Raw genomic sequence first — 26,125 nt, 5'->3', positions numbered from 1 at the left:
GGCCATGCTCAGGCCGCCGACTTCACGGGGTGCCGGGATGAGGACGCGATCTCGAAGGTCAGTTGCGATTGCCGATGTTTCCCGGTTATCGCGGAAATGCAGAGGGACAGCGTTCGCTGCGGACGCAAGGTCACACCCGAATCTAGAAATGGCTGTAGGAGAGCCGCTGCAGCGCGATCTCGTTGCCGTGCGCGTCCGTCCAGCGCGGCGCGGCGCGGCCGACGACGACGGTGCCGATCGCCGAGACGGGAACTCCCGCCTGTTCGGCCTCGCGCATGAAATCGGCGCAGCGCGCGTCCGGAACCGTGCACAGGACTTCATAATCGTCGCCGCCCGACACCAGCTTCTCGAGGCCGACGGCGGAGATGGCGAGAGAGGCGGCAGGTGATTTCGGAATGCGGTCAGCCTCGATCAAGGCGCTGACGCCGGAAGCGGCGCAGAGCTTGGCGAGATCACCTGCCAAGCCATCGGACACATCCATCGATGCGCTCGCATGGGCAAGCACCGCCCCCGCCAATGCATTGCGCGGCCGCGGAACGCGATAGCGGTCGATCAGGTACTCCTGCGCGGCGTGGTCCTTCAGCACAGCCGCGACCGCCCCACCCGTGAGCACGCCGAGGCCGAGCGCGGCATCTCCGATCGTTCCCGTCACCAGAATGCGGTCGCCCGGCTTTGCGCCGGTGCGGCCGACCATCCGGCCCTTCGGCACGCGCCCGAACGCCGTGATCGAGATCATCTGCGGCCCCGGCGTCGACACCGTGTCGCCGCCGAGCAGCTGGCATGCGAAGGTTTTTGCGTCCTCGCCGAGCGCATCCGCGAATGGCCGAAGCCATGCATCGTCCTGGATACGCAGCGCCAGCGTCAGCACGAAGCCGGCGGGCACAGCCCCCTTGGCGGCGAGGTCCGACAGGTTCACCCGCAGCGCCTTTCGCGCGATCGTGTGGGGCGGGTCGGTGGCAAGATAATGCACGCCTTCAACAATGGCGTCGGTGGTGACGACGATGTCGTCGCCGGACGAGGACAGGACCGCGGCATCGTCGACCAGCCCGAACGCACCGGGATCGGTCGCCAGCGGCTTGAAATAACGGGCGATGAGGGAGTCTTCGGCGGAGGGATTGTGCGGGTTTGCCACTTGCCTAACCCCACTCTCCGCTGTCATCGCCCGGCTTGACCGGGCGATCATCCGGTATTCCAGAGGCGGTCGTGTTAAATCGATAGGCCGCGGCGTACTGGATCACCCGCCTTCGCGGGTGATGACAGCGGAGTATGGTGCAGCCGTCTCGCATCAATTCACCGCCCTTGCGGGAAACTACCCCCGCCCGAACTCGTCACCGCGAAACTGGCGGCCGATCTGATCGAGCACGGCATTGACCATGCCGGTCTCCTCACGATCGACGAAGGCATTCGCGACGTCGACATATTCTGACACGACGACGCGGCCCGGCACGTCCTTGCGGTGCTCCAATTCGTACGCCCCTGCCCGCAACACCGCGCGCAGGATCGCCTCGATCCGCTTCAGCGGCCAGCCCTTGGACAGCGCCTCGTCGATCAGGGGATCGAGCCTCTTCTGGTCGCGCACGACGCCAGAGACGACGTCGCGGAAGAAAGCGGCTTCCGCCGGCAGGTAGGTGTCGCCCTCGACCTCGTTGCCGAGCCAGTGGCTCTCGAACTCGGCGAAGATGTCGTTGATGCCGGCGCCGGCGATGTCCATCTGGTACAGCGCCTGCACGGCGGCGAGCCGCGCGGCACCGCGCCGGTTCGCTTTCTTCTCGGTGGCAGACGCCGGCTTTTTCGTGTTCTCAGCCATTGCTCAAGCCCGCGCCAGGCGGCGTTTGATGCGCAGCATCGCGAGCGCGGCGCGCGCGGCATCGCCGCCCTTGTTCAGTTCGCTGGCGCGCGCCCGCGCCCAGGCCTGGTCCTCATTATTGACGGTGAGGATGCCGTTGCCGAGCGGCAGCTTGCGCGAAACCGCGAGGTCCATCAGCGCGCGCGAGGATTCCTGCGAGACGATCTCGAAATGGATGGTGTCGCCGCGGATCACGCAGCCGAGCGCGATCACGGCGTCGTATGGCTTGCTCGCCGCCGCCGCATCGACCGCGATGGCCACCGCCGCCGGGATCTCCAGCGCGCCGGGAACCGTGATCACGTCATGCGTCAGGCCGGCCGCCTTCAGCTCGGCGACCGCGCCGTCCAGCAGCGCATCCTGGAGATCGTCATAGAACCGTGCCTCGACAATCAGCGCCCGTGCGCCGGAAATGTCGGTCTGGTCCTTCAGGGGTGCGCGCCGCGCGTCTGCCATCGTTCAATCCGTTTCGAAAGGGGTCGGCGCTATGTAGTCGCCGGAAGCATGTAAGCCAAGTTTTAAACTGTCATTTCCGTCAGCCGCGCCGCGTAGCGGGCCATCAGATCGACCTCGATATTGACCTCGTCGCCCGCCTTCCAGCCGCCGATCGTCGTGACCGTCAGCGTGTGCGGGATGATCAGCACCGAAAAGGTCACGTCCTTCACCGTATTGACCGTCAGCGAGACGCCGTCGAGCGTGATCGAGCCCTTGGTGGCGATGAAGCGCGCCAGCTCCCGCGTGGTCGAGAGCTCGAACCGTGCCATATCGGGCAAGTCCTCGCGGCTGACCAGGGTTGCAACGCCGTCGGCGTGGCCGGCGACGATATGGCCGCCGAGCTCGTCGCCGATCTTCAGCGCGCGTTCGAGATTGAGCTTCGTGCCCAGCTTCCAGTGCTTTGCCGTCGTCAGCGCCAGCGTCTCCGCCGCGGCATCGACGTCATACCAGGTCTTGCCGCCTGCGACGCCGGAACCAACCACTGTCAGGCACACGCCGTTGCTGGCGATCGAGGCGCCATCGGCAATGGTGGCCTGATCGTAGCTGCAGGCGATGCGCAGGCGGTGCAGCTGGCCCTGCGCCACAGGCGTGAAGCTGACGATCTCGCCGATATCGGTGACAATGCCGGTGAACATGCTAGGCGCGCTCGTAGACGGTGAGAGTATCCTTGTCGAAGGTCTCGCTAGCATGAACCTTGTAGGCCTGCGACTGCGTGATTTTCGACAGGGGCATTGCATCGAGCGCATCCACCCCGTCGGCGCCGACCGCTTCCGTCCCGCGGAACAGCCAGATTTCGTCAACGAGATCGGCAGTCACGAACGATGCCGCAACACGGCTACCGCCTTCAACCATCAGCCGCGTGATGCCCTTCTCGGCCAGCGCATGCAGCGCCGCCGGAAGATCCAGGCCGGATGCACCGCCCGGAGGCATGCGCATGATCTGTGCACCGGCCGCACCGAGGCGGGTCACGGCGGCCGCTTCGGCAAGCTCGGAAGCGAGCACCCAGAGCGGCGTCTCGCGCGCGGAGCGCATGAGCAGGCTCGATGCGGGAATGCGCAGGCTCCGGTCGAGCACCACCCGTACCGGAGAACGTGCTTCCATGCCCGGCAGGCGGCAGTTGAGCTGCGGATCGTCCGCCAGCACCGTGCCGATGCCGACGAGGATGGCGTCACTCTGCGCGCGCAAGAGATGCACGCGGTTGCGCACGGCCTCGCCGGTGATCGCAACCGGCTTGCCGCCGGCCGCGCCGATCTTGCCGTCGGGCGAGACCGCAAGCTTCAGGATGACATGTGGGCGCTTGTCGCGGATACGGCGGAAATGACCGGCGTGGTCGAAGGCGGCGTCCGCCGCGCACAGGCCCACATCCACCGTGATGCCGGCCGCGCGCAGGCGCGCATGGCCCTGCCCTGCGACCTCCGGATTGGGATCTTCGATCGCCGCAACCACCCGCTTGATGCCGGCCGCGATCACCGCATCCGCACACGGCGGCGACTTGCCGAAATGCGAGCACGGCTCCAGCGTGACGTAGAGCGTCGCGCCGTGCGCAGCCCCGCCCGCGCGCCGCAGCGCTTCAGGCTCGCCATGCGGCCGTCCACCCGGCTGGGTCCAGCCGCGGCCGACGATCACCCCGTCTTTCACGATGACGGCGCCCACGGCCGGGTTCGGCCAGGTACGCCCCTGCCCGCGCCGGCCGAGCGAGAGTGCCAGCTCCATGAAGCGTCGATCGGCGTCTTTGGCCTCGCGGGCCTTCTGCGCGAACTGATCTTCCAGGATGCGGAAGATCATTTGCGGATCGCGGCGAGCCGCGCTTCCTCCTCACCGGAGAGCTCGCCGAGCACCTCGGCGAAATCCTTGGCCTCGCGGAAATTGCGGTAGACGGAGGCGAAGCGCACATAGGCGACGTCGTCGAGCGTGCGCAGATGCTCCATCACGGTCTCGCCGATCACCTCGGAGGAGATCTCGGCCTCACCGCCGGTCTCGAGCTCGCGCACGATGGTGGAGACCATCTTCTCCACCCGCTCCGGCTCGACCTGCCGCTTGCGCAAGGAAATCTGCACCGAGCGCATCAGCTTGTCGCGGTCGAACGGCACGCGGCGGCCGTTGCGCTTGATCACCGTGAGCTCGCGCAGCTGCACGCGCTCGAAGGTGGTGAAGCGGAAATTGCAGGCGACGCACACGCGCCGCCTGCGGATGACGGAAGAATCCTCGGTCGGACGCGAGTCCTTTACCTGCGTATCGAGACTGTTGCAGTTCGGGCAGCGCATCCGTTTGCCTTGACCTTACTGGTAGATCGGGAACCGGTCGGTGAGCGCCTTGACCCGTTCCTTGATCGCGGCCTCGACCAGCGGCGCCTTGCCGTCGTCGGACTGTGCGATCGCGTTCAGGACCTCGGCGATCATGCCGCCGACCTGCTGGAATTCAGCGACGCCGAAGCCGCGGGTCGTCGCCGCGGGCGTGCCGAGACGCAGGCCCGAGGTGACAAAGGGCTTTTCGGGGTCGAACGGAATGCCGTTCTTGTTGCAGGTGATGGCGGCGCGAACCAGCGCCTTCTCCGAGACGTTGCCCTTCAGGCCCTTCGGCCGGAGGTCAACCAGCATCAGATGGTTATCGGTGCCGCCCGAGACAATGTCGAAGCCATGGCTCTTCATCGCCTCGGCCAGCGCCTTGGCGTTCTCGACGACGTTCTTCGCGTAGACCTTGAAGTCCGGACGCAGCGCCTCGCCGAAGGCGACCGCCTTCGCCGCGATCACATGCATCAGCGGACCGCCCTGCAGACCCGGGAAGATCGCCGAGTTGAGCTTCTTGGCGAGCACCTCATCGTTGGAGAGGATCAGGCCGCCGCGCGGACCGCGCAGCGACTTGTGCGTCGTCGTGGTGGTGACGTGGGCATAGGGCACGGGGGAGGCATGCACGCCGCCGGCGACGAGGCCGGCGAAGTGGGCCATGTCGACCAGCAGATACGCGCCGACGCTGTCCGCGATCTCGCGGAAGCGCTTGAAGTCCCAGGCACGCGAATAGGCCGAGCCGCCAGCGACGATCAGCTTCGGCTTGACCTCTTCAGCCTGCTTCTGGACCGCGTCCATGTCGATGATCTGGTCCTCGCGGCGCACGGTGTAGTGCGCGGCCTTGAACCATTTGCCGCTCATGTTGACGGGCGAGCCATGGGTGAGATGGCCGCCGGCCGCAAGGTCGAGACCCATGAAGGTGTCGCCGGGCTGGAGCAGTGCCAGGAACACAGCCTGGTTCATCTGGCTGCCGGAGTTCGGCTGCACGTTGGCGAAGTTGGCGCCGAACAGCTTCTTGGCGCGATCGATCGCGAGGTTCTCGGCGACGTCGACCCACTCACAACCGCCGTAATACCGCGCGCCCGGATAACCCTCTGCGTACTTGTTGGTCATCACCGAACCCTGCGCTTCCAGCACGGCCCGGCTGACGATGTTCTCGGACGCGATCAGTTCGACCTCGTGGCGCTGCCGGCCGAGCTCGCCCTTGATGGCGGCGGCGATTTCCGGGTCGGCCTGCTCGAGCGAGGCGGTGAAAAACGAATCGGGCGCAGAGGCGGTCTTTGCGAGGGTCATCTTGCGAATATCTCCACCGCCGCAGCCTTTTGGCAGGCTACGGGCGGGTCTGGTGTGGCGATCGGAAGCACGCGCGATCTACCACATCGGCCGCCCCCGGCCAAGCATTTGCGGGTCGGGCCTGATATTTATGCAAGATATGGTGGGGATTGAAGGTTTTCGGCCCCAACGCGGGTTGTATGAAACCGCTCCCTTGCCGATCCGTCTGATGAGGCCGCTTTGGACCTCAAATCCCCCATGCCGGGCCCAAACCGATAAGGGCCAGTCGCCCCTAGAGCCCCGTATACCCCGCCTTCACCGGATCCACGCTGCCGTCGAGCTGGCGCAGATAGGTCAGGCCGCACACCGTCAACCTGTGGGTGTCCTTCTCGCCAGCTTCTACCAGAATATTGAGGTAGTTCGTCACCTTCATGCGCGCCTCCTCGCTGGCCGCAGCGGTGCGGTTGGCGAGCAGGTCATAGGTCTGCATGATGCGATCAATGGCGGCTTCCATGGCACCCTCTGGTTCTTCCAATTTCGGGGAGTCTTGATCAGGCAACCGCGCGGGCCTCGGCCTCAGCCTCGAAGCGGACGATGGCCTTGTTGGCGAGCCTGATCTTGTTGAATTCGCCCTGCTGGAGCAGCTTGATGATGATCCCGAGCAGGCGTTCGTCGGTGACGAGGGAGTCGGGGATCGCGCCGGAACGGCGGAGGTAATTCGCGGCGATGGCGTAGGCCTCGCTCACGAGTTCCACGTTCATCGCCTGAAGCCCGCGCTCGACCAGCATCGACATTTCTCCGATCCGAAGGAGATAAGCGCCGAGCCCAAGACTGGTTCCGCGGTGCCGGCTATTTTTTTCGCAACCGCACAAATGCAAAACGCACCGGTCCGGGCAAAGCCGGGCCGGCGCGCTTGGGGAAGTTAGGCACGTTCGGGAGGCTTGCCGGTCTTGTTGCGGGGCCGGCTTGGCCTTGATCCCTCGTAAAAGCTCAGAGCCGGTACAGGATCTGGTCGGTCCAGAACCGCTCGAGACGGTGCAGCGACTTGTTGAGCGTGGAGAACTCCTCGCCCGAGATGCCGCCGACCTGCTCGACCGTCTTGACGTGCTTCTGATAGAGCGCGTCGACGATGCGGCGGACTTCCTGGCCCTGCGGGGTCAGGCGGATGCGCACCGAGCGGCGATCAACGCGCGAACGCTGATGATCGAGGAAGCCGAGCTCGACGAGCTTCTTCAGATTGTAGGAGACGTTGGAGCCGAGATAGTAACCGCGCGTGCGCAGCTCGCCCGCGGTCAGCTCCTTGTCGCCGATATTGTAGAGCAAGAGCGCCTGCACCGAATTGATGTCCGCGCGGCCGCGGCGATCGAACTCGTCCTTGATGACGTCGAGGAGACGGCGATGCAGCCGCTCCACCAGAGTCAAAGCTTCCAGATAGAGCGACTGCACCGAACCCTGGGGGCCGGATACGCGCTCTGCGGTATCTGCCGCAGTTGCGACGGCTTTCATCATGACACTTCCCCTGTTGTCGTTTTTATCGACACTTATTCGACGAAACTTGTGTCCCGCCTGATAGGTGCAACTTAAGGGGGGCGTTTGAAGATCGGCTTAAATAAGAGAATAAAGAGATCATGAATTTAAGACAGTGAATTGCGGATTAAGCCTGTGCCAGAAGGACTTTTCGCAACCCTCTGTTGACCTTCGCAAGGTCCTGTTCACCCTCCGTCCGCCGCATCTGTCGCATTCCAGAACAGCCCCGCCCCGTTTCGAAACGGCCGCGTAACAGCTGTGGCGGAAAGGACTGGTCAATGAAAACTTACCGCGAATTTTAGGCAACCAGCGGTCAACCAATCGCGCACGACTTCGCGAGCTTCACACTCTCATGTCCCGGAGTTGAACAGATCGTAGGATGGGTAGAGCGAAGCGAAACCCATCGACGGAGGCGCAAGTCGCTGATGGGTTTCGCTTCGCTCTACCCATCCTACAACATGCCCGCACGCCCAACCGCTACGGCGGCCGCTCGCGCGCGGCCATCCAGGCGAGCGCGAGATAGGCGGCGAGCATGAAGGCCTCGACCCCGACCACGATCAAGCTGCCGCCGTAGATGCCCGGAAACATCAGCTCGATCACCGCCATCGACACCACGGTGGTGAGCCACACCACCGCGCCCCACGGCGTCGCCAGCCACAGGCCGACGGCAGCGACGAGCTCGATCACGGCGAAGTAGACGGTCGCGGCCTGCCAAGCCATCGGCTGGTTCTCGAACGCCTCGTCCTCGCCGCCGACGAAGCCAGTCACCTGCGCCCAGTGATAGAGGCCTTTCAGGATCGAGAGCAGCGCCATCACCCGCAGGAACAGCACGAGCCGGCGCGTCCAGATACTGTCGTCGGACTCGGCCCGCTCCGACGAGATCGCCGCGACAGATATCGCATGGTCGCGCGTAGCGTCCCTGGCAAGGGCGCTGTCGCGGGCCGCATCGCGGGTGGAGATCTCGGACATGCCCCCTTCTGGCTGCTTTGCCCCGCAAAATCAATCGGCCGCCATCTCTTGCGGCAGGTCAAGCCGCGGTGGCGGGAACCATGCGAGCTGGTATAAGAATAATTCCAGCCGGAGGAAGAGTGATGGCGATCAAATACGGACGTCCGATCGAATTGCGCGAGGTGTCGCGCGGGACCGGTACCGCGATGCCCCATGCCCTCGATCTGACGGTCCGCCCGCGCCGCAACCGCAAGGCCGAATGGGCCCGGCGGATGGTGCGCGAGAACGTGCTCACCACGGACGATCTGATCTGGCCGCTATTCCTGATCGACGGCGACAACAAGCGCGAGCAGGTCGCCTCGATGCCGGGCGTCGACCGCCTCAGCGTCGACCAGGCCGTGCGCGAGGCCGAGCGGGCGATGAAGCTGACCATCCCGTGCATCGCGCTGTTTCCCTACACCGACCCTTCCTTGCGCGACGAAGAGGGCTCGGAAGCGACCAACCCGGACAATCTGGTCTGCCAGGCGGTGCGCGCGATCAAGAAGGAATTCCCTGAGATCGGCATTCTCTGCGATGTTGCGCTCGATCCCTTCACCAGCCACGGCCATGACGGCCTGATCTCCGACGGCAAGATCCTCAATGACGAGACGGTCGCCGTGCTGGTGCGCCAGGCGCTGGTGCAGGCCGAAGCCGGCTGCGACATCATCGCGCCCTCTGACATGATGGACGGCCGTGTCGCTGCGATCCGAGAGGGGCTCGATCGCGCCGGGCTGCTCGACGTGCAGATCATGGCCTATGCCGCAAAATACGCCTCCGCCTTCTACGGCCCGTTCCGCGACGCCATCGGCTCAGCCAAGACACTCACCGGCGACAAGCGCACCTATCAGATGGACAGCGCCAACACCGACGAGGCGCTGCGCGAGGTTGAGCTCGACATCGCCGAGGGCGCCGACATGGTGATGGTGAAGCCCGGCATGCCCTATCTCGACGTCGTCCGCCGCGTGAAGGACACGTTTGCGATGCCGACCTTCGCCTACCAGGTCTCCGGCGAATACGCGATGATCGCGGCAGCAAGCGGCAACGGCTGGCTCGACGGCGAGCGCGCGATGATGGAGAGCCTCTTGGCGTTCAAGCGCGCCGGCGCCGATGGCGTGCTCAGCTATTTTGCGCCGAAGGTGGCGGAGAAGCTGCGCAGCCAAGGATAAGCTCTCGTAGGGTGGGCAAAGCGACTTGTCCGCCGTAGCTCGAAGAGCGAAGGCGGAAAGCGTGCCCACCAATCCATCCATCGTGCACGACAGCGAGCAATGGTGGGGCACGGCGCTGCGCGCCTTTACCCACCCTACGGCACTGCCCATGTCATTCCGGGGCGATGCGACGGACCGCCCCGTAATGACAGCGGTAAGAGAACCGCCCCCGAATCGCCGGAATATTTCGGCTTGTTGACACCCGCGCGCCCTTGGCACGGGGATGGCCTGTTCCCATGTCCTGCCTCGAGGGTTTTGCTCCGGAGGACGGATCATGTCGTATGACTCGGGTAGTTCAGGCGCCTGGCGCAATGACGGCGCGATGCAGCCGCACGCCTACGACCCTGACCTGCATCCGGAACTGTTCCGCGGCGTTGCGACGCGGCGGGCGTTCGCCTTCCTGATCGACCTCGTCATCATCTCGGTGCCGGTGATCCTCGGCTACATCTTCATTTTCGTGTTCGGCGTGGTCACGCTCGGCGTCGGCTTCCTGCTGTTCGGGATCGCCTGGCCGGCCTCCGTGGTCTGGGCCATTGTCTATTATGGCGCCTGCATCGGCGGCCCCTCGTCCGCAACGATCGGCATGCGCCTGATGGATCTGGAGCTGCGCACCTGGTACGGCGCGCCGGGCTATTTCGTGCTCGGCGCCACCCATGCCGTGCTGTTCTGGGTGACGGTCTCGTTCCTGACGCCCTTCGTGGTGCTGGTCGGCCTGTTCAACGGCCGCCGGCGCCTGCTGCACGATTTCGTGCTGGGAACGGTCGTGATCAACAATTCCGTCCGCGCCCCTCTGCCGCAGGCGGCCAGAACCTACTGAGAGCCCGGTGATCAAGAACCTATCAACCCGGATCCATTAAGCTGTCTGATCTGATCTGCCGAGCTGGCCAATTGACCGGGGACTTCCGTAGCGCGATGCTGATGTTCATTTCGGAGGCCCACGACGTCCCTTGACCCAGCACTCGCGCGATACCCCGCAATTCTACCTCACGGCCCCTTCGCCCTGCCCCTATCTGCCGGGCCGGCATGAGCGCAAGGTGTTCACGCACCTCGTGGGTGACCGCGCCGGCGACCTCAACGACCTCCTGACCCATGGCGGGTTCCGCCGCAGCCAGTCGATCGCCTACCGCCCGGCCTGCGACCAGTGTCGCGCCTGCGTCTCGGTCCGGGTGGTCGCCAACGAGTTCCGTCCCTCCCGCAACTTCCGCAAGGTGCTCGCGCGCAACGCCGACATCATCGGCGAGCAGCGCAGCGCAGTGCCGACCTCCGAGCAATATTCGGTGTTCCGCGCCTATCTCGATGCCCGCCACCGCCATGGCGGCATGGCCGACATGACCGTGCTCGACTACGCCATGATGGTCGAGGACAGCCATGTCGAGACCCGCATCATCGAATACCGCAGGCGCGGCCCCGACAGTGGCATCACCGGCCGCGGCGAGGAGCTGATCGCGGTCGCGCTCACCGACGTGCTCAGTGACGGCCTGTCGATGGTCTATTCGTTCTTCGACCCCAGCCAGGTCAGCCGTTCGATGGGCACCTTCATGATCCTCGACCACATCGCCCGCGCCCGTCGGCAAGGGTTGCCTTACGTCTATCTCGGCTACTGGATCGAGGGCTCCAAGAAGATGGACTACAAGGCCCGCTTCCTGCCGCAGCAACGCCTCGCCCCCTCAGGCTGGCTGCGCATCGACGCGCAGGGCGACACGGCGTCCGAGCCGCAGGATTGAAAAGGGCGAATGGTGAGTGGCGAATAGCGATTAGAACCCCATTCGCCACTCGCCATTCGCGCTTTTCACCCGAACAGCGTATCCGCCAGCAGCTTCACATTCAAAACCACGATGACGCCCGCGACGATCCATGCGATCGCGGCGACTGACATCGGTATCGCGAACTTGCCCATCTTGCGGCGGTCGGAGACGAAGCGGACCAGCGGGATGACGGCGAAGGGCAGCTGCATCGACAGCACGACCTGGCTGAATACCAGCAGATCCGCCGTGCCGCGCTCGCCATAGATCGCGGTGACGATGATCACCGGAACGATGGCGATGCCGCGCGTCAGGAGGCGGCGCGCCCAGCTCGGCAGGCGCAGGTCGAGAAAGCCTTCCATCACGATCTGGCCGGCGAGCGTCGCCGTCACCGTCGAGTTGAGGCCGGAGGCGAGCAGCGCCACCGCAAACAGCGTCGAGGCGATGCCAAGACCGAGCAGGGGCGACAGCAGCTCGAAGGCCTGGCCGATCTCGGCCACATCCGAATGACCGCTCTTGTGAAAGGTCGCAGCTGCCACGACGAGGATCGCGGCGTTGATGAACAGCGCCAGCATCAGGGCGATCGTGGAGTCGGTCGTCGCCCATTTGATCGCTTCGCGGCGGCCCGTGTCGTTGCGCTCATAGGCGCGCGTCTGCACGATCGAGGAGTGCAGGTAGAGATTATGCGGCATCACGGTCGCGCCGATGATGCCGATTGCGATGTAGAGCATCTCCGAATTGGTGAAGATCTCGGTCTTCGGCACGAAGCCGTGCAGCACGTCCGCGACCGGCGGGGCAGCGGCGACGATCTGGACCGCGAAGCAGACCGCGATCACCGCGAGCAAGGCCATGACGAAAGCTTCGAGGAAACGAAAGCCGCGGTTCATCAGGAGCAGCAGCAGGAAGGCATCGAGCGCGGCGAGCAGCGCGCCGCCGATCAGGGGAATGCCGAACAGCAGTTTCAGCGCGATCGCGGTGCCGATGACCTCGGCGAGATCGCAGGCGATGATCGCGGCTTCGCAGGCGAGCCAGAGCAGGAAATTCACCGCCGGCGAATAGGTCGCGCGGCAGGCCTGCGCGAGGTCGCGGTCGGTGACGATACCGAGCCGCGCCGCCAGCGACTGCAGCAGGATCGCCATCAAGTTCGAGAGCAGGATGACCGAGAGCAGCGTGTAGCCGAACTTGGAGCCACCGGCGAGGTCGGTCGCCCAATTGCCGGGGTCCATGTAGCCGACTGAGACCAGATAGCCCGGACCGACGAAGGCGAGCAGCCGCCGCCACCACGCCGCCGCCGCCGGGATGGCGACCGTGCCATTCACCTCGGCGAGGCTCTTGGTGGTGGGCGCATCAGCGCGCCAGCCGGCGGTGTCGGAGGTCAGGTCGGGGGATCGGGCATCCATAGGGCGAGAATACCGAACTCGAATCTTATTGCAACTCATTTGCAACTGCATCTAGCCGGGTCGGTTCCGGCAGGCCCCTGTTTGCCCGGACTTGTCGGGAAGCGGGTGGGTTTGGCCGGCTGCGGGGGCCGATACTGGCGCCAATCCGACTTTGCAGGAAACGAGCCATGTCAAATCCGCCCCGCCTCCCCGACACCTTCAACCGCCTCGCCTGGTCCAATCTCGCGGCGCAGTCGGCCGAGCAGATCGCACTGGCCGCAGCCCCCATTGTCGCGGTGCTGACGCTGGGCGTCGCCGAGGGCCAGACCGGACTGCTCCAGACCGCCCTCACCCTCCCCTTCGTCCTGTTCGCCATCCCGGCCGGCCTGCTCGCCGACCGCATCTCCCGCCGCTCGCTGATGGCCGGCGCCGAGGCGCTGCGGGCCGCCGCGCTCGCAGCGATCGTGCTGCTGCTCGCACTCGGCGCGCTCAATCTGCCGCTGCTGGCGCTGCTCGGCTTTGCCGCCGTGTGCGGCACCGTCGTCTACAGCGTGGCTGCGCCGGCCCTGGTGCCCTCGCTTGTGAGCGCGGAGCTCCTGCCGGCGGCCAATGCACGCATCGAGCTTGCTCGCACCATCGCCTTCGCCAGCGGACCTGCGCTCGGCGGCACGCTGGTGGGCTGGTGGGGCGCGAGTCCGGCCTTCGGCTTCGCTGCGGCGCTCTCGGCGATCGCGGTCGTGCTGCTCTCCGGCATCTACGAGCCGGCGCGTACGCCCGCCCCGCGGCGGCATCCGTTCCAGGACATCCGCGAAGGCGCCGCCTTCGTGTTTCACCATCCGCTGCTGCGGCCGGTGTTCGTCACCCAGTTCATCTTCAACACCGGCTGGTTCCTGCAGATCGCCGTGTTCGTGCCCTACGCCGTGCGCCATCTCGGCCTGACCGCCGCCGGCGTCGGCACCGTGCTGACCATGTACGGCGTCGGCATGGTGATCGGCGCGCTGTTTGCTACGCGCGTGATGCAGCGCATCGCGTTCGGCACCGTGGTTGGCCTCGGCCCGGTCACCGGCTTCGTCGCCGCTGTCGTGATGGCGCTGACCGTGCTGGTCCCCTCGCCCTGGCTCGCCGCCGTGAGCTTCTTCCTGCTCGGCGTCGGGCCGATCCTGTGGGTGATCTCGACCACGACGCTGCGCCAGTCGGTGACGCCGCCGCGCCTGCTCGGGCGCGTCTCCGCCATCAACATCATGAGCTACGGCGCCCGCCCGCTAGGCTCGGCGCTCGGCGCGATCGTCGGCGGCCTCTGGAGCGCGGAGGCGTGCCTGTATCTCGCGGCGGCCGTGTTCGGCGTGCAGGCGCTGATCATTTGGCTCTCGCCCGCGGTGGCGCTGGATCGGCAGCCCAGCATGGTGGGGGACGAAGTGGCTGCGCGGTGCTAGTCCGGGATCTAACCCGCGGCGATCGCCCGCGCCAGCCGGGCGACCGCCGGCGCAATTGTCTGCTGCGGGTAGCCGCTGAAACCCAGCATCAGCGCTGACTGTGCCGGCGCCTCGATATAGAGGCGGCTCATCGCCCGAATGACGACGCCCTGGTCACGAGCGGCCCGTTCGATCTTTACGTCGGAAAGTCCCCGTCGCGTGTAGGCAACCAGGTGCATGCCCTGATCCGGCGGCTCGACCGACAAATGGTCGCCCAGGCGCCGCCTCAGTGCTGCAACCAGCGCGTCGCGCTGGCGGCGGTAGACTTCCCGCATTCTGCGGACGTGAGCCGCGAAATGCCCCTCCTCCATGAAGGCAGCAGCGACGGACTGACAGAGGCTCGACGGCTGACGGTCGATCAGATACCGCGCGGCAACGAAATCCTGCAGCGCCGGATATGGTAGCACGGCGTAGCCAAGTCGCAGTCCCGGAAAGAGCGCCTTGTTGAGCGTTCCGACGTAAATGACACGCCCGGCCTCGTCCAGGCCCTGAAGCGAAGCGAGTGGCCGGCCACCGTAACGGAATTCGCTGGCGTAGTCGTCCTCAATGATCCAGGCACCGGACTCGCGGGCCCAGGCGAGAAGTTCGAGACGACGCGCCATCGACAGGGGAACGCCGGTCGGAAACTGGTGCGAGGCCGTGATGAAAGCTGCACGCGCCTTCGGGGCGCGGTTGATCCCTTCCGTGACGTTCACACCATGCCGGTCAACCGGAATAGGGCAAATCTTCGCGCCTGACGCGGCGAGCGTCAGACGGGTCAAGCTATAGCCGGGGTCTTCGATCCAGACCTCCTTGTCCGGCCCCGGCATGACGCGCGCGACGATGTCGATGGCTTGCTGGGTGCCGGCGGTAATCACGATTTGGTCGGCCTCGCAGTGCACGCCGCGTGCGGCGCGAAGATAGTCGCAAACCGACTTGCGCAGCTCCGGCAGGCCGCGCGGATCGCCGTAGCCGAGATGATAGCTCTCAAAGGATCGCAGCGTGCGCGCGGTGAGCTTGCGCCACAATTCCGCGCTACGAGCGTCCAGCAGGGTACGCCCCAAGTTGAAGGGGCGCTCGTCATTCTGCGCTGTTACGTCAACGAAATCGCCGAGGCCGCGAAAGGACGCCTTTGCCGCGGCCGGCGCCGCCCGCGCCTTGGGACCGTGAGGCGCGGCAAAGGGCTCAGGCAGATCGGACGCAACATAAGTCCCCGCCCCCTTCTTGCCGAAGGCATAGCCTTCGCAAGAAGCTGCTCGAAAGCTGAAACGACTGCGGTCCGCGAGACGCCGAGTTGTGCTGCAAGGTCGCGTGTCGAGGGGAGCTTCGTCGCAGGACGAAGCGCTCCGGACAGGATGGCTGATCGCAGTTCGAGATAGATCTGGCGGAATACGGGCGCGTCCGCCGTGCGGTCGACGCTGAAGGGATAGAGTTCTGCCCAGCTCTGCCTGCTGTTCACGGGGCCTCTTCTCACAGGGTGAGCCGCACGAGGAAAGTGGTATGCCTCGATGGGATCAAGTGGACCTTTGCTCAAGACCACTATTTTTCTATCCTGCTTCGGATAACTAGGAAACCCGGAAATGCCCGCTCGTTCGAATGGCGGCGTGGAGCGCCTGGCACCATGAGTTCACCGCAAATCCGTCGCGAGGACCGCGCGATGCCGCAGGAGCGGATCCTGGAGATGCTGTCACGTGGATATGCCGGCCATCTCGCGACAGTCAGCGAGGACGGTTTCCCCTATTGCATCCCGCTGCTGTATCTCTGGCTCGATGGCGAGGTGTATCTGCACACGACCGCGGCTAGAGGACATTTGCGCGCAAACATCGAGCGGGATTCGCGCGTCTGCATCGAGATCGACGAGCACAACGGGGTCTTCGACTATGGCCGGTTCGAATGCGATTCCGGTCTCGCCTATCGAAGCATATGCCTGTTCGGCCGCATCCGGGTCGTGGACGACCGCGAGATCAAGCAGCGGTTCTGCGAAAATTTGATGGTCAAATACGGCAAGCCGGATATGACGCGACCGAAGAGATTCTTCCCGAGGCTCGACATCATCACCGTCTACGCCGTCGCCGTCGAGCGCATGACCGGCAAGGAGACCCCGATGCCACCGCTGTCCGAACAATGGCCCGCAAAGGATCGAACGAAAACACCGCATGTTTCGGCACCAGCGGTCCAGCGTTAGTTCGCCAGATAGCGCTCGTAGCTCCCGGTCACCGGCTCGCTGGCGTCGACTTCCGGATCGAGCGTGTAGAGATCCTGGGCGCGGCCGATGCCGCGCAGGGCGTATCGGCCGGTGGAGACGAGGTAGCGCCGGCCGGCGGCGTCTAGGCCCTTGTAGAATTCTGCTGAAGCCAGCAGCTCGCGGTCGACCGAGCGGCTCATCGAGGCGATGCGGCTGACCTCGTTGACGGTCGGGCCGACCACGGTGAAGTCGAGCCGGTCCTCGCTGCCGATATTGCCGTAGAAGACCTCGCCGACATGCAAGCCGATATAGGCCGACGTGGTCGGGCGGCCGTCGGCGGTGCGACGCACGTTCAGCGCCGCGACATTCTTGCGAAAGAGGTGCTCGGCCCGCAGCGCCGCGCGGCGGGCGTCCGCCATGTCCTCGCCGGTGAACATCGCGAGCACGCCGTCACCGATCAGCTTCAGGACGTCGCCGCCGGCATCATGGATCGCGTCGATCACGGCCTGGGCGTAGTCGTTGAGGAACGGGATGATCTCGTCGGGGCCGATGCTCTCGCTGATCCCGGTCGAGCCGCGCAAATCCGAATACCACAGCACGGCGTTGATGCGCTCGGTGACGCCGCGCGAGATGCGCCCGCGCAGCACCTGCTCGGAGGCATCGCGGCCGAGATAGACCCGCCCGAGCGTGCGCGCGATGTCGACCTGCTGCGCCGACTTGATCGCGAGCCCGAGCACCGGCACGAGATCGCGCAGGGCCTCCAGCCCCTGTTCGCCAAAGCCTTCCGCGCGGCGCGTGGTCCAGCAGGAGTACAGGCAATCCATCAGCCCGAGCGCGCCGTTCTCGCCGAAGCGATGCACGAAGGCGAGATAGTGCTTGTGGCCCTTCTCGGCGAGCTCGCCGATCTGCGAGAAATCCATCGAGGGGGCATCGGCGAGATCGATCACCATCTCGTCGTGGCCCTGCTCGAGCATGTGGAAGAACACCGAGCGGCGCCAGCTCCTGGCGGCGTCGCCCTCGGCGGTCGAGCCGTATTCGAAGGCGTCGCTCTCGTTGCTGGGGCGGTCGCTCCAGCGGAAGCCGCGGCCCTCGTAGATCGGATGCAGCGTGTCGATGACGACCATCCCGCGCGACAGTTCCAGGCCTTCCGCGCGGCAGCGCTCGCAGAAGCCGCGGAGCAGGTCGATTTCGGGCAGGCCGGTGAGCCCCTGGCCGGTCAGCCAGTTCATCAGCGCAAGGCGGGAGGTCAGTTGCATACGTCATTATGGCGTGCATTCGTGACGAGCGAAAGGCGCAAGCCACGCGCGAACCGTGCACAAGGCTCCCATCCCTTGCAGGTCGAACATGCCGCGGCCGTGGTTGACGCCCTCGCCGGGTGGGCGGCAAATGCCTGCCATGATGAACTTGTCGGGCAGAATCGGAGGCGCGCGCGGATGAGTCAGCGCCAGCTTCCGATCATCCTGGCGCTCGGCACCACGCAGACCCTGGCCTGGGCTTCCAGCTACTATCTGCCGGCGCTGCTCGCCGATCCCATGGCGCGCGACCTCGGCGTCTCCTCCAACTGGGTCTTTGGCGCCTTCTCGGCCTCGCTGGTGATCTCGGCGATGCTCGGCCCACGCATCGGGCGGCAAATCGATCTCGTCGGCGGACGGCAGGTGCTGTCGGCCTCCAACCTGACCATCGCCGCCGGCCTCGTCCTGCTTGGCCTCTCGCATTCGGTCGCGGTGATGGCGTTCGCCTGGCTCGTGCTCGGCATCGGCATGGCGATGGGACTCTACGACGCCGCCTTCGCCGCGCTCGGCCGCATCTACGGCACGGAAGCCCGCGGCTCGATCACCGGCATCACGCTGATGGCGGGCTTCGCCTCCACCGTTGGCTGGCCTCTCACCGCCTGGGGCCTGTCTCATATCGGCTGGCGCGAGACCTGCTTTGCCTGGGCCGCCGCCAACATCCTGATCGGCCTTCCCCTCAACTTCTTCATGCTGCCGTCGATCAAGGGCGCGAGGCAGGCGGCCGCGACGGCCGAAAAGCCGCACGTGCCGCTCGACCGCACCATGATCCTGCTCGCCTTCGTCTTCGCCGCGGCCTGGACCGTTACCGGTGCGATGGCCGTGCATTTCCCGCGCATCGTGGAAGCAACCGGCGCGACGCATGTCGAGGCGATCGCGGCCGGTGCGCTGATCGGCCCGGCCCAGGTGGCCGCGCGCGTCCTCGAAGCCGGCTTCCTCAGCCGCTTCCATCCGCTGTGGTCGACGCGGCTTGCCTGCCTCACCCATCCGATCGGAGCTGCCGTGGTGGCCATCTTCGGGGGCGCCGCCGCAAGCGCCTTCGCGCTGCTCCACGGCTCGGGCAACGGCATCCTGACGATCGCCCGCGGAACGTTGCCGCTTGCGATCTTCGGCCCCAAGGACTTTGGCTACCGCCTTGGCATCATCGGGGCCCCGGCGCGGATGGCGCAAGCGGCGGCGCCGCTGGCCTTCGGCCTGCTCATCGATGTGATGGGCGCCAAGGTGCTGATCGTCTCCTCCGCGCTCAGCCTCTCGGCGCTGGCGGCGTTGTTCCTGATCCGCATCGAACGGCAGCCGGATTGACCGCGGAGCCGCTTTCGCCCACAAGCGGGCCATGACCGACGACAACAGCCCGCCCCGCACCTTCAAGGGCCTTTTGCGCTGGGCGACCACGCCGCCCCAGGCCTGGGGCGTCTATCTGCTCGCCGTCCTCTTGGTGTGGCTGCTTTCGTTTTATGCCGGCACGCTGAAGCCGAAGAAGACGCCCGAACCAACTCCGCCCGCGGCGACCGCGCCGCGGAACTAAGCCGTCTTCGCCTCGCTGGTCGCGATCCAGATGCCTGCGAAGACCGCGACGAGCCCGATCAGAAGGTTTGCCGTGATCGGCTCGCCGATCAGCAGCGCCGCCAGCAGCGCAGCGGCGATCGGATTGACCGTCATCGTATTGGCGACCCGGGTCGGCGTCGCCCGCGCCAGCGCCATGACCCAGAGGATGAAGGCGAGCGCGCCGCCGCCGATCCCGAGATAGATGCCGGCAATCCACTGCCCCGTCGTGAAGTGGTCGAGTGCTGCAAAACTGCCCTTCACCAGACCTGCCAGCACCAGTACGAGGGCGCCCGCGCCCATGCCGACCGTGAGGAAGCCGAGCGCGCTGGAGCGTTGCATCAGCGGGCGCGACAGCACGTTGTAGAATGCCATGCAGAACACCGCCCCGGTCATGATCAGTTCGCCCCGCCACGCGCCGGGCGGGCTCTGCGCCAAGCCCGCGGCCAAGGCTGCGGTCACGCCGAGCACGGCGATGGCAACGCCGGTGATCTTGCGCGCCGTCAACCGCTCCGCGCCCAGGATCGCGCCGACCACCATGGTGTGGAGCGGCAGCGTCGCCAGCGCCAGGCTGGCGCGGGCGGCGGTCGTGTAGGACACCGCGATGTTGTAGAGGATGAAGAACAGGCCGAAGAAGCAGATGCCGAGCAGCACCACGGCGGGCCAGTCGGCGCGCTGCGGCCAGCGCGCACCAAGCACAAGCGCACATGGCAGCAGGCAGAGAAAGCCGACGCCCCAGCGCAGGATCGCAAGCAGGATGGGATCGGCCCCGCCGACGAGATAGCGGGTGATCGCCGCGGCCGTGCCGCCGATGCTGCTCGAGACAAGCGCGATCGCAACCCCGAACCACTCGCCCACGCTTCGTCTCCTGTTTCGGAGCTTCGCGGAGGCGGCTAGCACATCCCTGCTGCCATCGTCATGGCAGCAGGGGCGGTTCACACGTCAGTCGTAAAACTCGGGCGCCATCTTCTGACCGTCGCGCTGGACCTTGTCGTGGTTGATCCAGAGCTGCGCCTTCTCCTTTTCGAGCGTGTCGGCGATCTTCTGCATCGAGGCCGCGCTCATCTCCTTGTTGGCGTTCATGCTGGGGACGCGGCGGTTGTCCCAATTATCCCTGAAATGGACGGCATCGCCGGACAGCACCACCGCTCCGGTCTTCGGCAGCTTCACCAGCAGCGACTGGTGTCCCGGCGTATGGCCGGGTGTCGACAGGATAGTCACACTGCCGTCGCCGAAGACGTCCTTGTCGCCCGTCAGCAGCTCGACGGGATGCGAGGGCTTGAAGCGCGGCTCGTTATTGGCGCCGGGCCAGTCATATTCGGCCTTCTGGACGTAGAGCGTCGCCTGCGGGAACAGCTCGACATTGCCGATATGGTCGGGATGCGTGTGCGAGACCGCCATCGCCTTGATGTCGTCAGGCTTGACGCCGAGCTGTTCGAGCTGGGCAGCAAGCGTCTTCGGCCGCCGCCAGGTCACGGCCTTGGGATCGGCGGGCGCAAGGCCATTCGGCATGGCCGCAACGGAGTCTGCAATGCCGGTGTCCCACAGGAACCAGCCCTTGGCGTGCTTGATCAGATAGCAGCTGTCGACGAAGTCCATGGTCTTGCCCTCGTTCAGGCCGGGCGTCCAGCGCGAGATGTCACCGGCGGTGCCCTCGCCGCAATTGAGGACGTAGAGCCTTTCGACGCCGGTCTGCGCGACAGCCACTTGGCTTGACAAGGCGAGCGCGACAACGACGAGAGCGAGCTTGATCCTGGACGTCATCCTTAATCCCTCCTTGGCAAGCGCCCTGTATGGGCTGCGACCGAGGATCAACCCCGACCGCGCCGCTGAATTCCCCTCGCGTGGATCACGTCAATGAGGGCAGGTCTCGACCTCGACCGTGATGTGGCTGAGCCTCTTCAACCCGGCGAGGCGCTTCTTGTAGACGGCCGGCTGCTTCGGCTTGTCCGACACCAGCGACACCAGCACGGCGCAATGGCCGGGGCCGACCTGCCAGAGATGCAGGTCGGTGACGCGATCCTCGCCGACCTCCATGCGCGCGCGGATCACCCGCTCCAGCTTCTCATCGGCGCGCACGTCGAGCAGCACCGCCCCTGATGACTTGATCAGGCCGAAGGCCCAGCTCGCGATCACGACGCTGCCGATCAGCCCGACGGCCGGGTCGGCCCAGACCCATCCCGAATACATCGCGACCATGAGCGCGGCAATCGCCAGCACGGACGTTGCGGCGTCCGCCATGACGTGGACATAGGCGGCGCGAAGGTTGTTGTCGTGATGGTGGTGGTGATCATGATCGTGGTCATGATCATGATGCGCATGGCTGTGCCCATGATCATGGCCGTGATGATGGTGATCGTGACTGTCGCGCAAGAGCCACGCGCTGGCGAGGTTGACGCAGAGACCGAGCGCGGCGACCGCGATCGCCTCGCCATAGACGATCGGCACCGGCGTGATCAGCCGCAGCACGCTCTCATAGGCGATCTCGACCGCGATCAGGCCAAGGATGATCGCGCTGGCGAAGGCGGCGAGATCGCCGAACTTGCCGGTGCCGAAGGTGAAATGCGCATTGCCGAGGTGCCGGCGCGCGAAGCGGTAGGCGAAGGCCGCAATGCCGAGCGCGGCCGCATGCGTCCCCATGTGCCAGCCGTCGGCGAGCAGCGCCATCGAGCCGAACAGCGAGCCGGCGACGATCTCGCCGACCATCATGACCAGCGTCAGGACGACCACGAACCAGGTGCGCCGCTCGTTCTCGTCGTGTTTTTCTCCGAGGAAGGCGTGGTCGTGGGTCCACTGTTCAATGGAGTGGGAATGCATCGAATTCTCCAGACAATTCAGCTCTGTCAGTCCGCAATATAGACCGGCAGACAGCAATTTTCTAAGGCCCAATCGCCTCGCGGATTGACAGTTCAGTTTAGTTTCGCTGTAATTGGTGTATGGGGATTTGAGCGATCTCCCCACGAGGCGACATGCCCAAGTATCGCGTCCCGTTCGGTTCCTACGAGGACGCATCAACATGTCTACTTTCACGACTATATCATCTGACAAATTGGCCCGGCTGATCGGCACGGCCAACGCCCCTGCCCTGATCGACGTGCGGACGGAGGAGGATTTTGCCGCCGACCGGCGGCTGATTCCGGGCTCGATCAAACTCAGCCACGACAAGGTGCAAGACTGGGGCGGCGCATTCGCCCACCGCCGGGTCATCGTCTCCTGCCTGCGCGGTGAAAAGCTCGCCCAGGGCACGGCCGCCTGGCTCCGCCAGCTCGGGGTGCAGGCCGAGACGCTCGAAGGCGGCTTCGAGGGCTGGAAGGCGGCCAAGCTACCCCTGCTCGACACCCGCAAGCTGCCGCCGCGCGATGCCAAGGGACGCACCGTCTGGGTGACGCGGGCGCGGCCGAAGGTCGATCGCATCGCCTGCCCCTGGCTGATCCGGCGCTTCGTCGATCCCAACGCGGTGTTCCTCTATGTGGCGCCGTCCGAGGTGGTCGCCGTCGGCGAGCGCTTTGGCGCTGCGCCCTTCGACATCGAGAACGTGTTCTGGAGCCACCGCGGCGAGCTCTGCACCTTCGACGTCATGATCGAGGAGTTCGGCATTGCCACGCCGGCCCTGCTCCACCTCGCGACGCTGGTGCGCGGCGCCGACACCGCACGGCCGGATCTGGCGCCGGAGGCGCCCGGCCTGCTCGCGGCCTCGCTCGGGCTGTCGCGGATGTATGACGACGACCTCGAACAGCTCGAGGCCGGCCTGCTGCTCTACGACGCCTTCTACCGCTGGTGCCGCGACGCCACGGCCGAGACCCACAACTGGCCGACCAACAAGGTGAAGGCGTAATGGACACCCGCGCCAATCAAACGGGAGCTGATGCCGGTCACGGCATCAGCTTCAACGAGGCCTTCCGCGTCTGGCTGCGCGTCGCGTCCTTGAGTTTTGGCGGCCCCGCGGGCCAGATCGCGGTGATGCACCGCATCCTGGTCGAGGAGAAAAACTGGATCTCCGAGGGACGTTTCCTGCATGCGCTGAACTACTGCATGCTGCTGCCGGGCCCCGAGGCGCAGCAGCTCGCAACCTATGTCGGCTGGCTCTTGCATCGCACCGCCGGCGGGCTGATGGCAGGCGGGCTGTTCATCCTGCCCGGCATCATCGCCATCATGGGCCTCAGCTACATCTATGCCGCCTACGGCAATGTCAGCTTCGTCGAGGCGCTGTTCTTCGGGCTGAAGGCCGCCGTCCTCGCCATCGTCGTCGAAGCCGTGGTGCGCGTTGGCAAGCGCGCGCTGAAGAACCGCATCATGATCGCGCTGGCGGCCGCCGCCTTCATAGCGATCTTCTTCTTCGCGGTCCCCTTTCCGATCATCATCATCGCCGCCGGCCTGATCGGCTATGTCGGTGCACGAGCCGGCCGGCCGGAATTCGCCCCGGCCGCGCACGGCCATGGCGGCAGCGCCGCCGCGATCGACAGCATGCTTGGCGAAGCCGTGCCCGAGCATGTGCGGCCCGACACCGGACGCGCGATCCGGACCGGCGCGGTGTGGCTGGCGCTCTGGCTGGTGCCGGTGATCGCGCTACTTCTGGTGCTCGGCGAGGCGAACGTATTCAGCCAGATCGCGCTGTTCTTCTCCAAGATGGCGCTGGTCACCTTCGGCGGCGCCTATGCGGTGCTGGCTTACGTCGCCCAGCAGGCGGTCGAGCATTATCACTGGCTGAAGCCGCATGAGATGCTCGACGGTCTCGGCATGGCCGAGACCACGCCCGGCCCGTTGATCATGGTGCTCCAGTTCGTCGGCTTCATGGCTGCCTATCGCGATCCGAGCGGGCTGTCGCCGATGCTTGCTGCGACCCTCGGCGGATTGCTCGCGACCTGGGTCACCTTCACGCCCTGCTTCCTCTGGATCTTCGTCGGCGCTCCCTATATCGAGCGCTTGCGCGGCAACACAGGGCTCGCCGGCGCGCTCAGTGCGATCACCGCCGCCGTCGTCGGCGTGATCCTCAACCTCTCGATCTGGTTCGCGCTGCACACGCTGTTCCGCGAGACCGTGCCGGTGCACGCCTTCCCGTTGGATTTCGACATGCCGGTGCTGAAGAGCGTCGACATTCCCGCGCTGGTGCTGGCGATCGCGGCCGCCACCGCGATCTTCCGCTTCAAGCTCGGGATGCTGACGGTGCTGGCCGGCAGTTGCGCCGCGGGCGTGGCGCTGCGGCTGGCCGGAGTGATCTAGGCGGATACTCATCGGGTTCTTCGCATCCGATTGCTATCGAAAGGCGCCGCCCGGCCGGAGACCATTGGCTGCTCTGTCCGCACTTCGCGCTCGCAGCTTGGCTTTTGATCTAGATCAAAAGCACCAAGCGAGCCGGGACAAGATTTACTCGGAGCGGGCGCGATCGATACGGCTCTCGCGCGCCTGTGTTCGCGGCCAGGGGACGCGCCCGACAATCAGGCGCGTTTCAGGCAATAAGGTCTTGCGTCGAGCGCAAAAGGCCGCAGGCACCATGGATCACTCATCGCCAATCCGCATAGCCGGTGCCAATCTGCCGACGTGGCTCCGGATCCTCATTGTGCTGATGCTGGCGTTGCTGGTCGGGGGTGCGAGCCTGTATGCTTACCGCTGGTACGTCCGGCCCGTGACACTTTCGATCGCAGTCGGGTCGTTCGACGGCGATGCCACCAAAATCGTATCGGCGCTCGCGAGCAGGCTCGCGGTCAACAACGCGCCGGTGCGGCTGAAGGTGGTTGAGACCACCGGCCCAATCGAGTCGGCGGACGCGTTTTCGTCTGGAAGGACAGACCTTGCAGTCGTCCGAGGAGATGTCGGCGACCTTTCCCAGGCACAGGCGATCGTCGTGCTGGCGCAGGCCGTGGCCATGCTCGTCGCCCCGCCTGGCTCTCCGCTCACGGACATGGCCGGCCTCAAGCGCATGACAGTGGGGGTCGTCGCGGGCGACACCAATCAGAAGATCGTCAGCGTGCTGAGAAAGGCATATGACCTCGATCGCGCCAATGTTGTATTCAAGAGCGTTGCACTCGATGAGGTCCGCCGGGCCTTTGAAACCAAAGAGATACGCGCCGCACTGTTCGTGATACCGCTTAGCGACAAGTATCTGTCTCTGGTCCGCGGGCTATTCCCACAAAGCGCGAAGACCGCTCCGGTCCTGATCCCGATCGACAATGCGGGGGCGATCGCTGAGAAAGAGCGCGCTTACGAAAGCTTCGACATCCCGAAGGGGACTTTGCGCGGATCACCTCCTGTTCCCGACGACGACGTCACCACGTTGCAGGTTTCCTTTTATTTGATCGGCAGGAAGAGCCTTGGGACCGATTTGATTGCCAACTTCACTCAAGCGATAACGACCGCTCGCAGAGACGTCTTGCCCGAATTACCGATCCTCGCGCAGTTCAAGGCGCCGGATACCGACGCAGGCGCCTATCTTCCCGTTCATCCCGGCGCCGCCGAGTTCTACAATGGGAGCCAGCAAACTTTCCTGGACAGATGGAGCAACGCCATCTTTCTTGCGCCAATGGGGCTTGGAGCGCTTGCTACCGTGCTCACGGCGGCCTGGCACTTCTTGCGATCTGGCGACCTCAAACCGAAAGAGCCGGCGCTGGATTCGCTATATGCATTGGCGCGCCGCATAAGACTCGCCGGAAACGAAACGGAATTATTGGAGATCGAGAACGAGATCGACAAGGTTCTTTCTGCCCAGCGCACCCAAGTCAGCGAAGACGAGGCTGGCCTCGATACGGCCACCCTGAATGTAGCGGCCCATCGCCTCGAAAATCTGATACATGATCGCCGGATCGCGCTCGCAGCGCCAAATCCCGGGGACCGCTGAAAGGAACGCTTGGCTGGCTTGGAATCCAAACCAGCGCCGCGGATGAAGGCTTTACGCCACGAGCTTGGCAAAGACGCAAGTCAGCAAAGAT

At 65.4% G+C, this 26,125-nt stretch carries 27 protein-coding genes; 10 read left to right on the top strand and 17 right to left on the bottom strand.

All coding sequences use genetic code 11. The features are described from left to right. Positions 1 to 142: 142 nt before the first annotated feature. The 11 genes from thiL to QA642_RS22370 all read right to left on the bottom strand — a co-directional run bounded on the left by thiL (position 143) and on the right by QA642_RS22370 (position 8,391). Positions 143 to 1,132: a thiamine-phosphate kinase gene (gene thiL, locus QA642_RS22420; RefSeq protein ID WP_283086541.1), complete on the bottom strand. Its 990-nt coding sequence runs from the start codon at positions 1,130 to 1,132 to the stop codon at positions 143 to 145. 177 nt (positions 1,133 to 1,309) lie between these two features. Continuing rightward, on the bottom strand, positions 1,310 to 1,807 hold the full coding sequence (gene nusB, locus QA642_RS22415; RefSeq protein WP_283086540.1) for a transcription antitermination factor NusB: 498 nt from the start codon (positions 1,805 to 1,807) through the stop codon (positions 1,310 to 1,312). Between the two features lie 3 nt (positions 1,808 to 1,810). Beyond that, complete coding sequence (gene ribH / locus QA642_RS22410; RefSeq protein ID WP_283086539.1) at positions 1,811 to 2,299, bottom strand: 6,7-dimethyl-8-ribityllumazine synthase; 489 nt, start codon at positions 2,297 to 2,299, stop codon at positions 1,811 to 1,813. Positions 2,300 to 2,361: 62 nt separating this feature from the next. Next, entirely contained in the window at positions 2,362 to 2,973 is a 612-nt protein-coding gene (locus QA642_RS22405) for a riboflavin synthase (RefSeq protein ID WP_283086538.1), read from the bottom strand. A 1-nt stretch (position 2,974) separates the two neighbouring features. After that, positions 2,975 to 4,123 (bottom strand): bifunctional diaminohydroxyphosphoribosylaminopyrimidine deaminase/5-amino-6-(5-phosphoribosylamino)uracil reductase RibD, encoded by a 1,149-nt coding sequence (gene ribD, locus QA642_RS22400; protein ID WP_283086537.1) that lies wholly within the window; start codon positions 4,121 to 4,123, stop codon positions 2,975 to 2,977. After that, positions 4,120 to 4,602: a transcriptional regulator NrdR gene (gene nrdR / locus QA642_RS22395; RefSeq protein WP_028135990.1), complete on the bottom strand. Its 483-nt coding sequence runs from the start codon at positions 4,600 to 4,602 to the stop codon at positions 4,120 to 4,122. The genes ribD and nrdR overlap by 4 nt, the downstream gene beginning before the upstream one ends. Positions 4,603 to 4,617: 15 nt before the next feature. Beyond that, positions 4,618 to 5,916 (bottom strand): serine hydroxymethyltransferase, encoded by a 1,299-nt coding sequence (gene glyA / locus QA642_RS22390; RefSeq protein ID WP_092213863.1) that lies wholly within the window; start codon positions 5,914 to 5,916, stop codon positions 4,618 to 4,620. Positions 5,917 to 6,187: 271 nt separating this feature from the next. Beyond that, positions 6,188 to 6,409 (bottom strand): hypothetical protein, encoded by a 222-nt coding sequence (locus QA642_RS22385; RefSeq protein ID WP_027559576.1) that lies wholly within the window; start codon positions 6,407 to 6,409, stop codon positions 6,188 to 6,190. 37 nt (positions 6,410 to 6,446) lie between these two features. After that, positions 6,447 to 6,683: a hypothetical protein gene (locus QA642_RS22380; RefSeq protein ID WP_283086950.1), complete on the bottom strand. Its 237-nt coding sequence runs from the start codon at positions 6,681 to 6,683 to the stop codon at positions 6,447 to 6,449. Between the two features lie 202 nt (positions 6,684 to 6,885). Continuing rightward, entirely contained in the window at positions 6,886 to 7,404 is a 519-nt protein-coding gene (locus QA642_RS22375) for a MarR family winged helix-turn-helix transcriptional regulator (RefSeq protein ID WP_128966623.1), read from the bottom strand. A 495-nt stretch (positions 7,405 to 7,899) separates the two neighbouring features. Then, positions 7,900 to 8,391 (bottom strand): DUF6163 family protein, encoded by a 492-nt coding sequence (locus QA642_RS22370; protein ID WP_283086536.1) that lies wholly within the window; start codon positions 8,389 to 8,391, stop codon positions 7,900 to 7,902. 122 nt (positions 8,392 to 8,513) lie between these two features. Between QA642_RS22370 and hemB the strand changes: the two genes are divergently transcribed. From hemB to QA642_RS22355, 3 genes are all read left to right on the top strand, one after another. After that, positions 8,514 to 9,575 carry a porphobilinogen synthase gene (gene hemB, locus QA642_RS22365; protein ID WP_283086535.1) on the top strand — a complete coding sequence of 354 codons (1,062 nt, stop codon included), beginning with the start codon at positions 8,514 to 8,516 and terminating at the stop codon, positions 9,573 to 9,575. Positions 9,576 to 9,888: 313 nt separating this feature from the next. Then, positions 9,889 to 10,431, top strand: coding sequence for an RDD family protein (locus tag QA642_RS22360; RefSeq protein WP_027559580.1), 543 nt, complete (start codon positions 9,889 to 9,891; stop codon positions 10,429 to 10,431). A 130-nt stretch (positions 10,432 to 10,561) separates the two neighbouring features. Beyond that, positions 10,562 to 11,338, top strand: a complete 777-nt coding sequence (locus tag QA642_RS22355; protein WP_283086534.1) for an arginyltransferase — start codon at positions 10,562 to 10,564, stop codon at positions 11,336 to 11,338. A gap of 65 nt (positions 11,339 to 11,403) precedes the next feature. Here the strand turns inward: QA642_RS22355 and QA642_RS22350 are convergent, their stop codons facing one another. Then, positions 11,404 to 12,756 (bottom strand): Nramp family divalent metal transporter, encoded by a 1,353-nt coding sequence (locus QA642_RS22350; protein ID WP_283086533.1) that lies wholly within the window; start codon positions 12,754 to 12,756, stop codon positions 11,404 to 11,406. 167 nt (positions 12,757 to 12,923) lie between these two features. On the opposite strand from QA642_RS22350, the gene QA642_RS22345 reads away from it, so the two are divergent. Beyond that, the gene (locus tag QA642_RS22345) at positions 12,924 to 14,168 is read left to right on the top strand and encodes an MFS transporter (protein ID WP_283086532.1); all 1,245 of its coding nucleotides are present in this window, start codon (positions 12,924 to 12,926) and stop codon (positions 14,166 to 14,168) included. A gap of 8 nt (positions 14,169 to 14,176) precedes the next feature. Here QA642_RS22345 and QA642_RS22340 read toward each other — a convergent pair whose 3' ends face one another. After that, entirely contained in the window at positions 14,177 to 15,214 is a 1,038-nt protein-coding gene (locus QA642_RS22340) for a PLP-dependent aminotransferase family protein (RefSeq protein WP_283086531.1), read from the bottom strand. A 593-nt stretch (positions 15,215 to 15,807) separates the two neighbouring features. Here QA642_RS22340 and QA642_RS22335 point away from each other — a divergent pair. Next, positions 15,808 to 16,371 (top strand): pyridoxamine 5'-phosphate oxidase family protein, encoded by a 564-nt coding sequence (locus tag QA642_RS22335; RefSeq protein ID WP_283086530.1) that lies wholly within the window; start codon positions 15,808 to 15,810, stop codon positions 16,369 to 16,371. Here the strand turns inward: QA642_RS22335 and QA642_RS22330 are convergent. Next, complete coding sequence (locus QA642_RS22330) at positions 16,368 to 17,627, bottom strand: adenylate/guanylate cyclase domain-containing protein (RefSeq protein WP_283086529.1); 1,260 nt, start codon at positions 17,625 to 17,627, stop codon at positions 16,368 to 16,370. The two genes, QA642_RS22335 and QA642_RS22330, sit on opposite strands and share 4 nt — an antisense overlap. 177 nt (positions 17,628 to 17,804) lie before the next feature. Here QA642_RS22330 and QA642_RS22325 point away from each other — a divergent pair, with 177 nt between their 5' ends. Together QA642_RS22325 and QA642_RS22320 are read left to right on the top strand one after the other, a co-directional pair. After that, positions 17,805 to 18,962 carry an MFS transporter gene (locus QA642_RS22325; protein WP_283086528.1) on the top strand — a complete coding sequence of 386 codons (1,158 nt, stop codon included), beginning with the start codon at positions 17,805 to 17,807 and terminating at the stop codon, positions 18,960 to 18,962. Positions 18,963 to 18,993: 31 nt separating this feature from the next. Beyond that, complete coding sequence (locus QA642_RS22320) at positions 18,994 to 19,185, top strand: hypothetical protein (RefSeq protein ID WP_283086527.1); 192 nt, start codon at positions 18,994 to 18,996, stop codon at positions 19,183 to 19,185. On the opposite strand, the gene QA642_RS22315 is transcribed toward QA642_RS22320, so the two are convergent. The 3 genes from QA642_RS22315 to dmeF form a co-directional block, all read right to left on the bottom strand. Continuing rightward, complete coding sequence (locus tag QA642_RS22315) at positions 19,182 to 20,060, bottom strand: DMT family transporter (protein ID WP_283086526.1); 879 nt, start codon at positions 20,058 to 20,060, stop codon at positions 19,182 to 19,184. The two genes, QA642_RS22320 and QA642_RS22315, sit on opposite strands and share 4 nt — an antisense overlap. Positions 20,061 to 20,144: 84 nt before the next feature. Next, entirely contained in the window at positions 20,145 to 20,966 is an 822-nt protein-coding gene (locus QA642_RS22310) for an N-acyl homoserine lactonase family protein (protein WP_283086525.1), read from the bottom strand. A 90-nt stretch (positions 20,967 to 21,056) separates the two neighbouring features. Then, positions 21,057 to 22,019, bottom strand: a complete 963-nt coding sequence (gene dmeF, locus QA642_RS22305; RefSeq protein WP_283086524.1) for a CDF family Co(II)/Ni(II) efflux transporter DmeF — start codon at positions 22,017 to 22,019, stop codon at positions 21,057 to 21,059. Positions 22,020 to 22,218: 199 nt separating this feature from the next. Between dmeF and QA642_RS22300 the strand changes: the two genes are divergently transcribed. The 3 genes from QA642_RS22300 to QA642_RS22290 all read left to right on the top strand — a co-directional run bounded on the left by QA642_RS22300 (position 22,219) and on the right by QA642_RS22290 (position 26,034). Further along, positions 22,219 to 23,037, top strand: a complete 819-nt coding sequence (locus tag QA642_RS22300; RefSeq protein WP_283086523.1) for a chromate resistance protein ChrB domain-containing protein — start codon at positions 22,219 to 22,221, stop codon at positions 23,035 to 23,037. Next, complete coding sequence (gene chrA / locus QA642_RS22295; RefSeq protein WP_283086522.1) at positions 23,037 to 24,422, top strand: chromate efflux transporter; 1,386 nt, start codon at positions 23,037 to 23,039, stop codon at positions 24,420 to 24,422. The genes QA642_RS22300 and chrA overlap by 1 nt, the downstream gene beginning before the upstream one ends. 271 nt (positions 24,423 to 24,693) lie before the next feature. Continuing rightward, entirely contained in the window at positions 24,694 to 26,034 is a 1,341-nt protein-coding gene (locus QA642_RS22290) for a TAXI family TRAP transporter solute-binding subunit (RefSeq protein ID WP_283086521.1), read from the top strand. Positions 26,035 to 26,125: the final 91 nt, after the last annotated feature.

Origin of the sequence: Bradyrhizobium sp. CB2312, from assembly GCF_029714425.1 — a bacterium.
GTDB lineage: Bacteria > Pseudomonadota > Alphaproteobacteria > Rhizobiales > Xanthobacteraceae > Bradyrhizobium.
The sequence above is the reverse complement of the archived record's forward strand: the minus strand, read 5'-3'. Positions and strand labels throughout refer to the sequence as shown.

Coding starts and splice junctions, on each gene's coding strand:
- ribD (WP_283086537.1), bottom strand. CDS start 4,123: ATGATCTTCCGCATCCTGGAAGATCAGTTCGCGCAGAAGGCCCGCGAG.
- dmeF (WP_283086524.1), bottom strand. CDS start 22,019: ATGCATTCCCACTCCATTGAACAGTGGACCCACGACCACGCCTTCCTC.
- QA642_RS22370 (WP_283086536.1), bottom strand. CDS start 8,391: ATGTCCGAGATCTCCACCCGCGATGCGGCCCGCGACAGCGCCCTTGCC.
- QA642_RS22360 (WP_027559580.1), top strand. CDS start 9,889: ATGTCGTATGACTCGGGTAGTTCAGGCGCCTGGCGCAATGACGGCGCG.
- QA642_RS22310 (WP_283086525.1), bottom strand. CDS start 20,966: ATGACGTCCAGGATCAAGCTCGCTCTCGTCGTTGTCGCGCTCGCCTTG.
- QA642_RS22335 (WP_283086530.1), top strand. CDS start 15,808: ATGAGTTCACCGCAAATCCGTCGCGAGGACCGCGCGATGCCGCAGGAG.
- ribH (WP_283086539.1), bottom strand. CDS start 2,299: ATGGCAGACGCGCGGCGCGCACCCCTGAAGGACCAGACCGACATTTCC.
- glyA (WP_092213863.1), bottom strand. CDS start 5,916: ATGACCCTCGCAAAGACCGCCTCTGCGCCCGATTCGTTTTTCACCGCC.
- QA642_RS22290 (WP_283086521.1), top strand. CDS start 24,694: ATGGATCACTCATCGCCAATCCGCATAGCCGGTGCCAATCTGCCGACG.
- QA642_RS22300 (WP_283086523.1), top strand. CDS start 22,219: ATGTCTACTTTCACGACTATATCATCTGACAAATTGGCCCGGCTGATC.
- QA642_RS22375 (WP_128966623.1), bottom strand. CDS start 7,404: ATGATGAAAGCCGTCGCAACTGCGGCAGATACCGCAGAGCGCGTATCC.
- QA642_RS22385 (WP_027559576.1), bottom strand. CDS start 6,409: ATGGAAGCCGCCATTGATCGCATCATGCAGACCTATGACCTGCTCGCC.
- QA642_RS22405 (WP_283086538.1), bottom strand. CDS start 2,973: ATGTTCACCGGCATTGTCACCGATATCGGCGAGATCGTCAGCTTCACG.
- QA642_RS22345 (WP_283086532.1), top strand. CDS start 12,924: ATGTCAAATCCGCCCCGCCTCCCCGACACCTTCAACCGCCTCGCCTGG.
- QA642_RS22330 (WP_283086529.1), bottom strand. CDS start 17,627: ATGCAACTGACCTCCCGCCTTGCGCTGATGAACTGGCTGACCGGCCAG.
- QA642_RS22325 (WP_283086528.1), top strand. CDS start 17,805: ATGAGTCAGCGCCAGCTTCCGATCATCCTGGCGCTCGGCACCACGCAG.
- nusB (WP_283086540.1), bottom strand. CDS start 1,807: ATGGCTGAGAACACGAAAAAGCCGGCGTCTGCCACCGAGAAGAAAGCG.
- QA642_RS22350 (WP_283086533.1), bottom strand. CDS start 12,756: ATGGATGCCCGATCCCCCGACCTGACCTCCGACACCGCCGGCTGGCGC.
- chrA (WP_283086522.1), top strand. CDS start 23,037: ATGGACACCCGCGCCAATCAAACGGGAGCTGATGCCGGTCACGGCATC.
- nrdR (WP_028135990.1), bottom strand. CDS start 4,602: ATGCGCTGCCCGAACTGCAACAGTCTCGATACGCAGGTAAAGGACTCG.
- QA642_RS22320 (WP_283086527.1), top strand. CDS start 18,994: ATGACCGACGACAACAGCCCGCCCCGCACCTTCAAGGGCCTTTTGCGC.
- hemB (WP_283086535.1), top strand. CDS start 8,514: ATGGCGATCAAATACGGACGTCCGATCGAATTGCGCGAGGTGTCGCGC.
- QA642_RS22380 (WP_283086950.1), bottom strand. CDS start 6,683: ATGCTGGTCGAGCGCGGGCTTCAGGCGATGAACGTGGAACTCGTGAGC.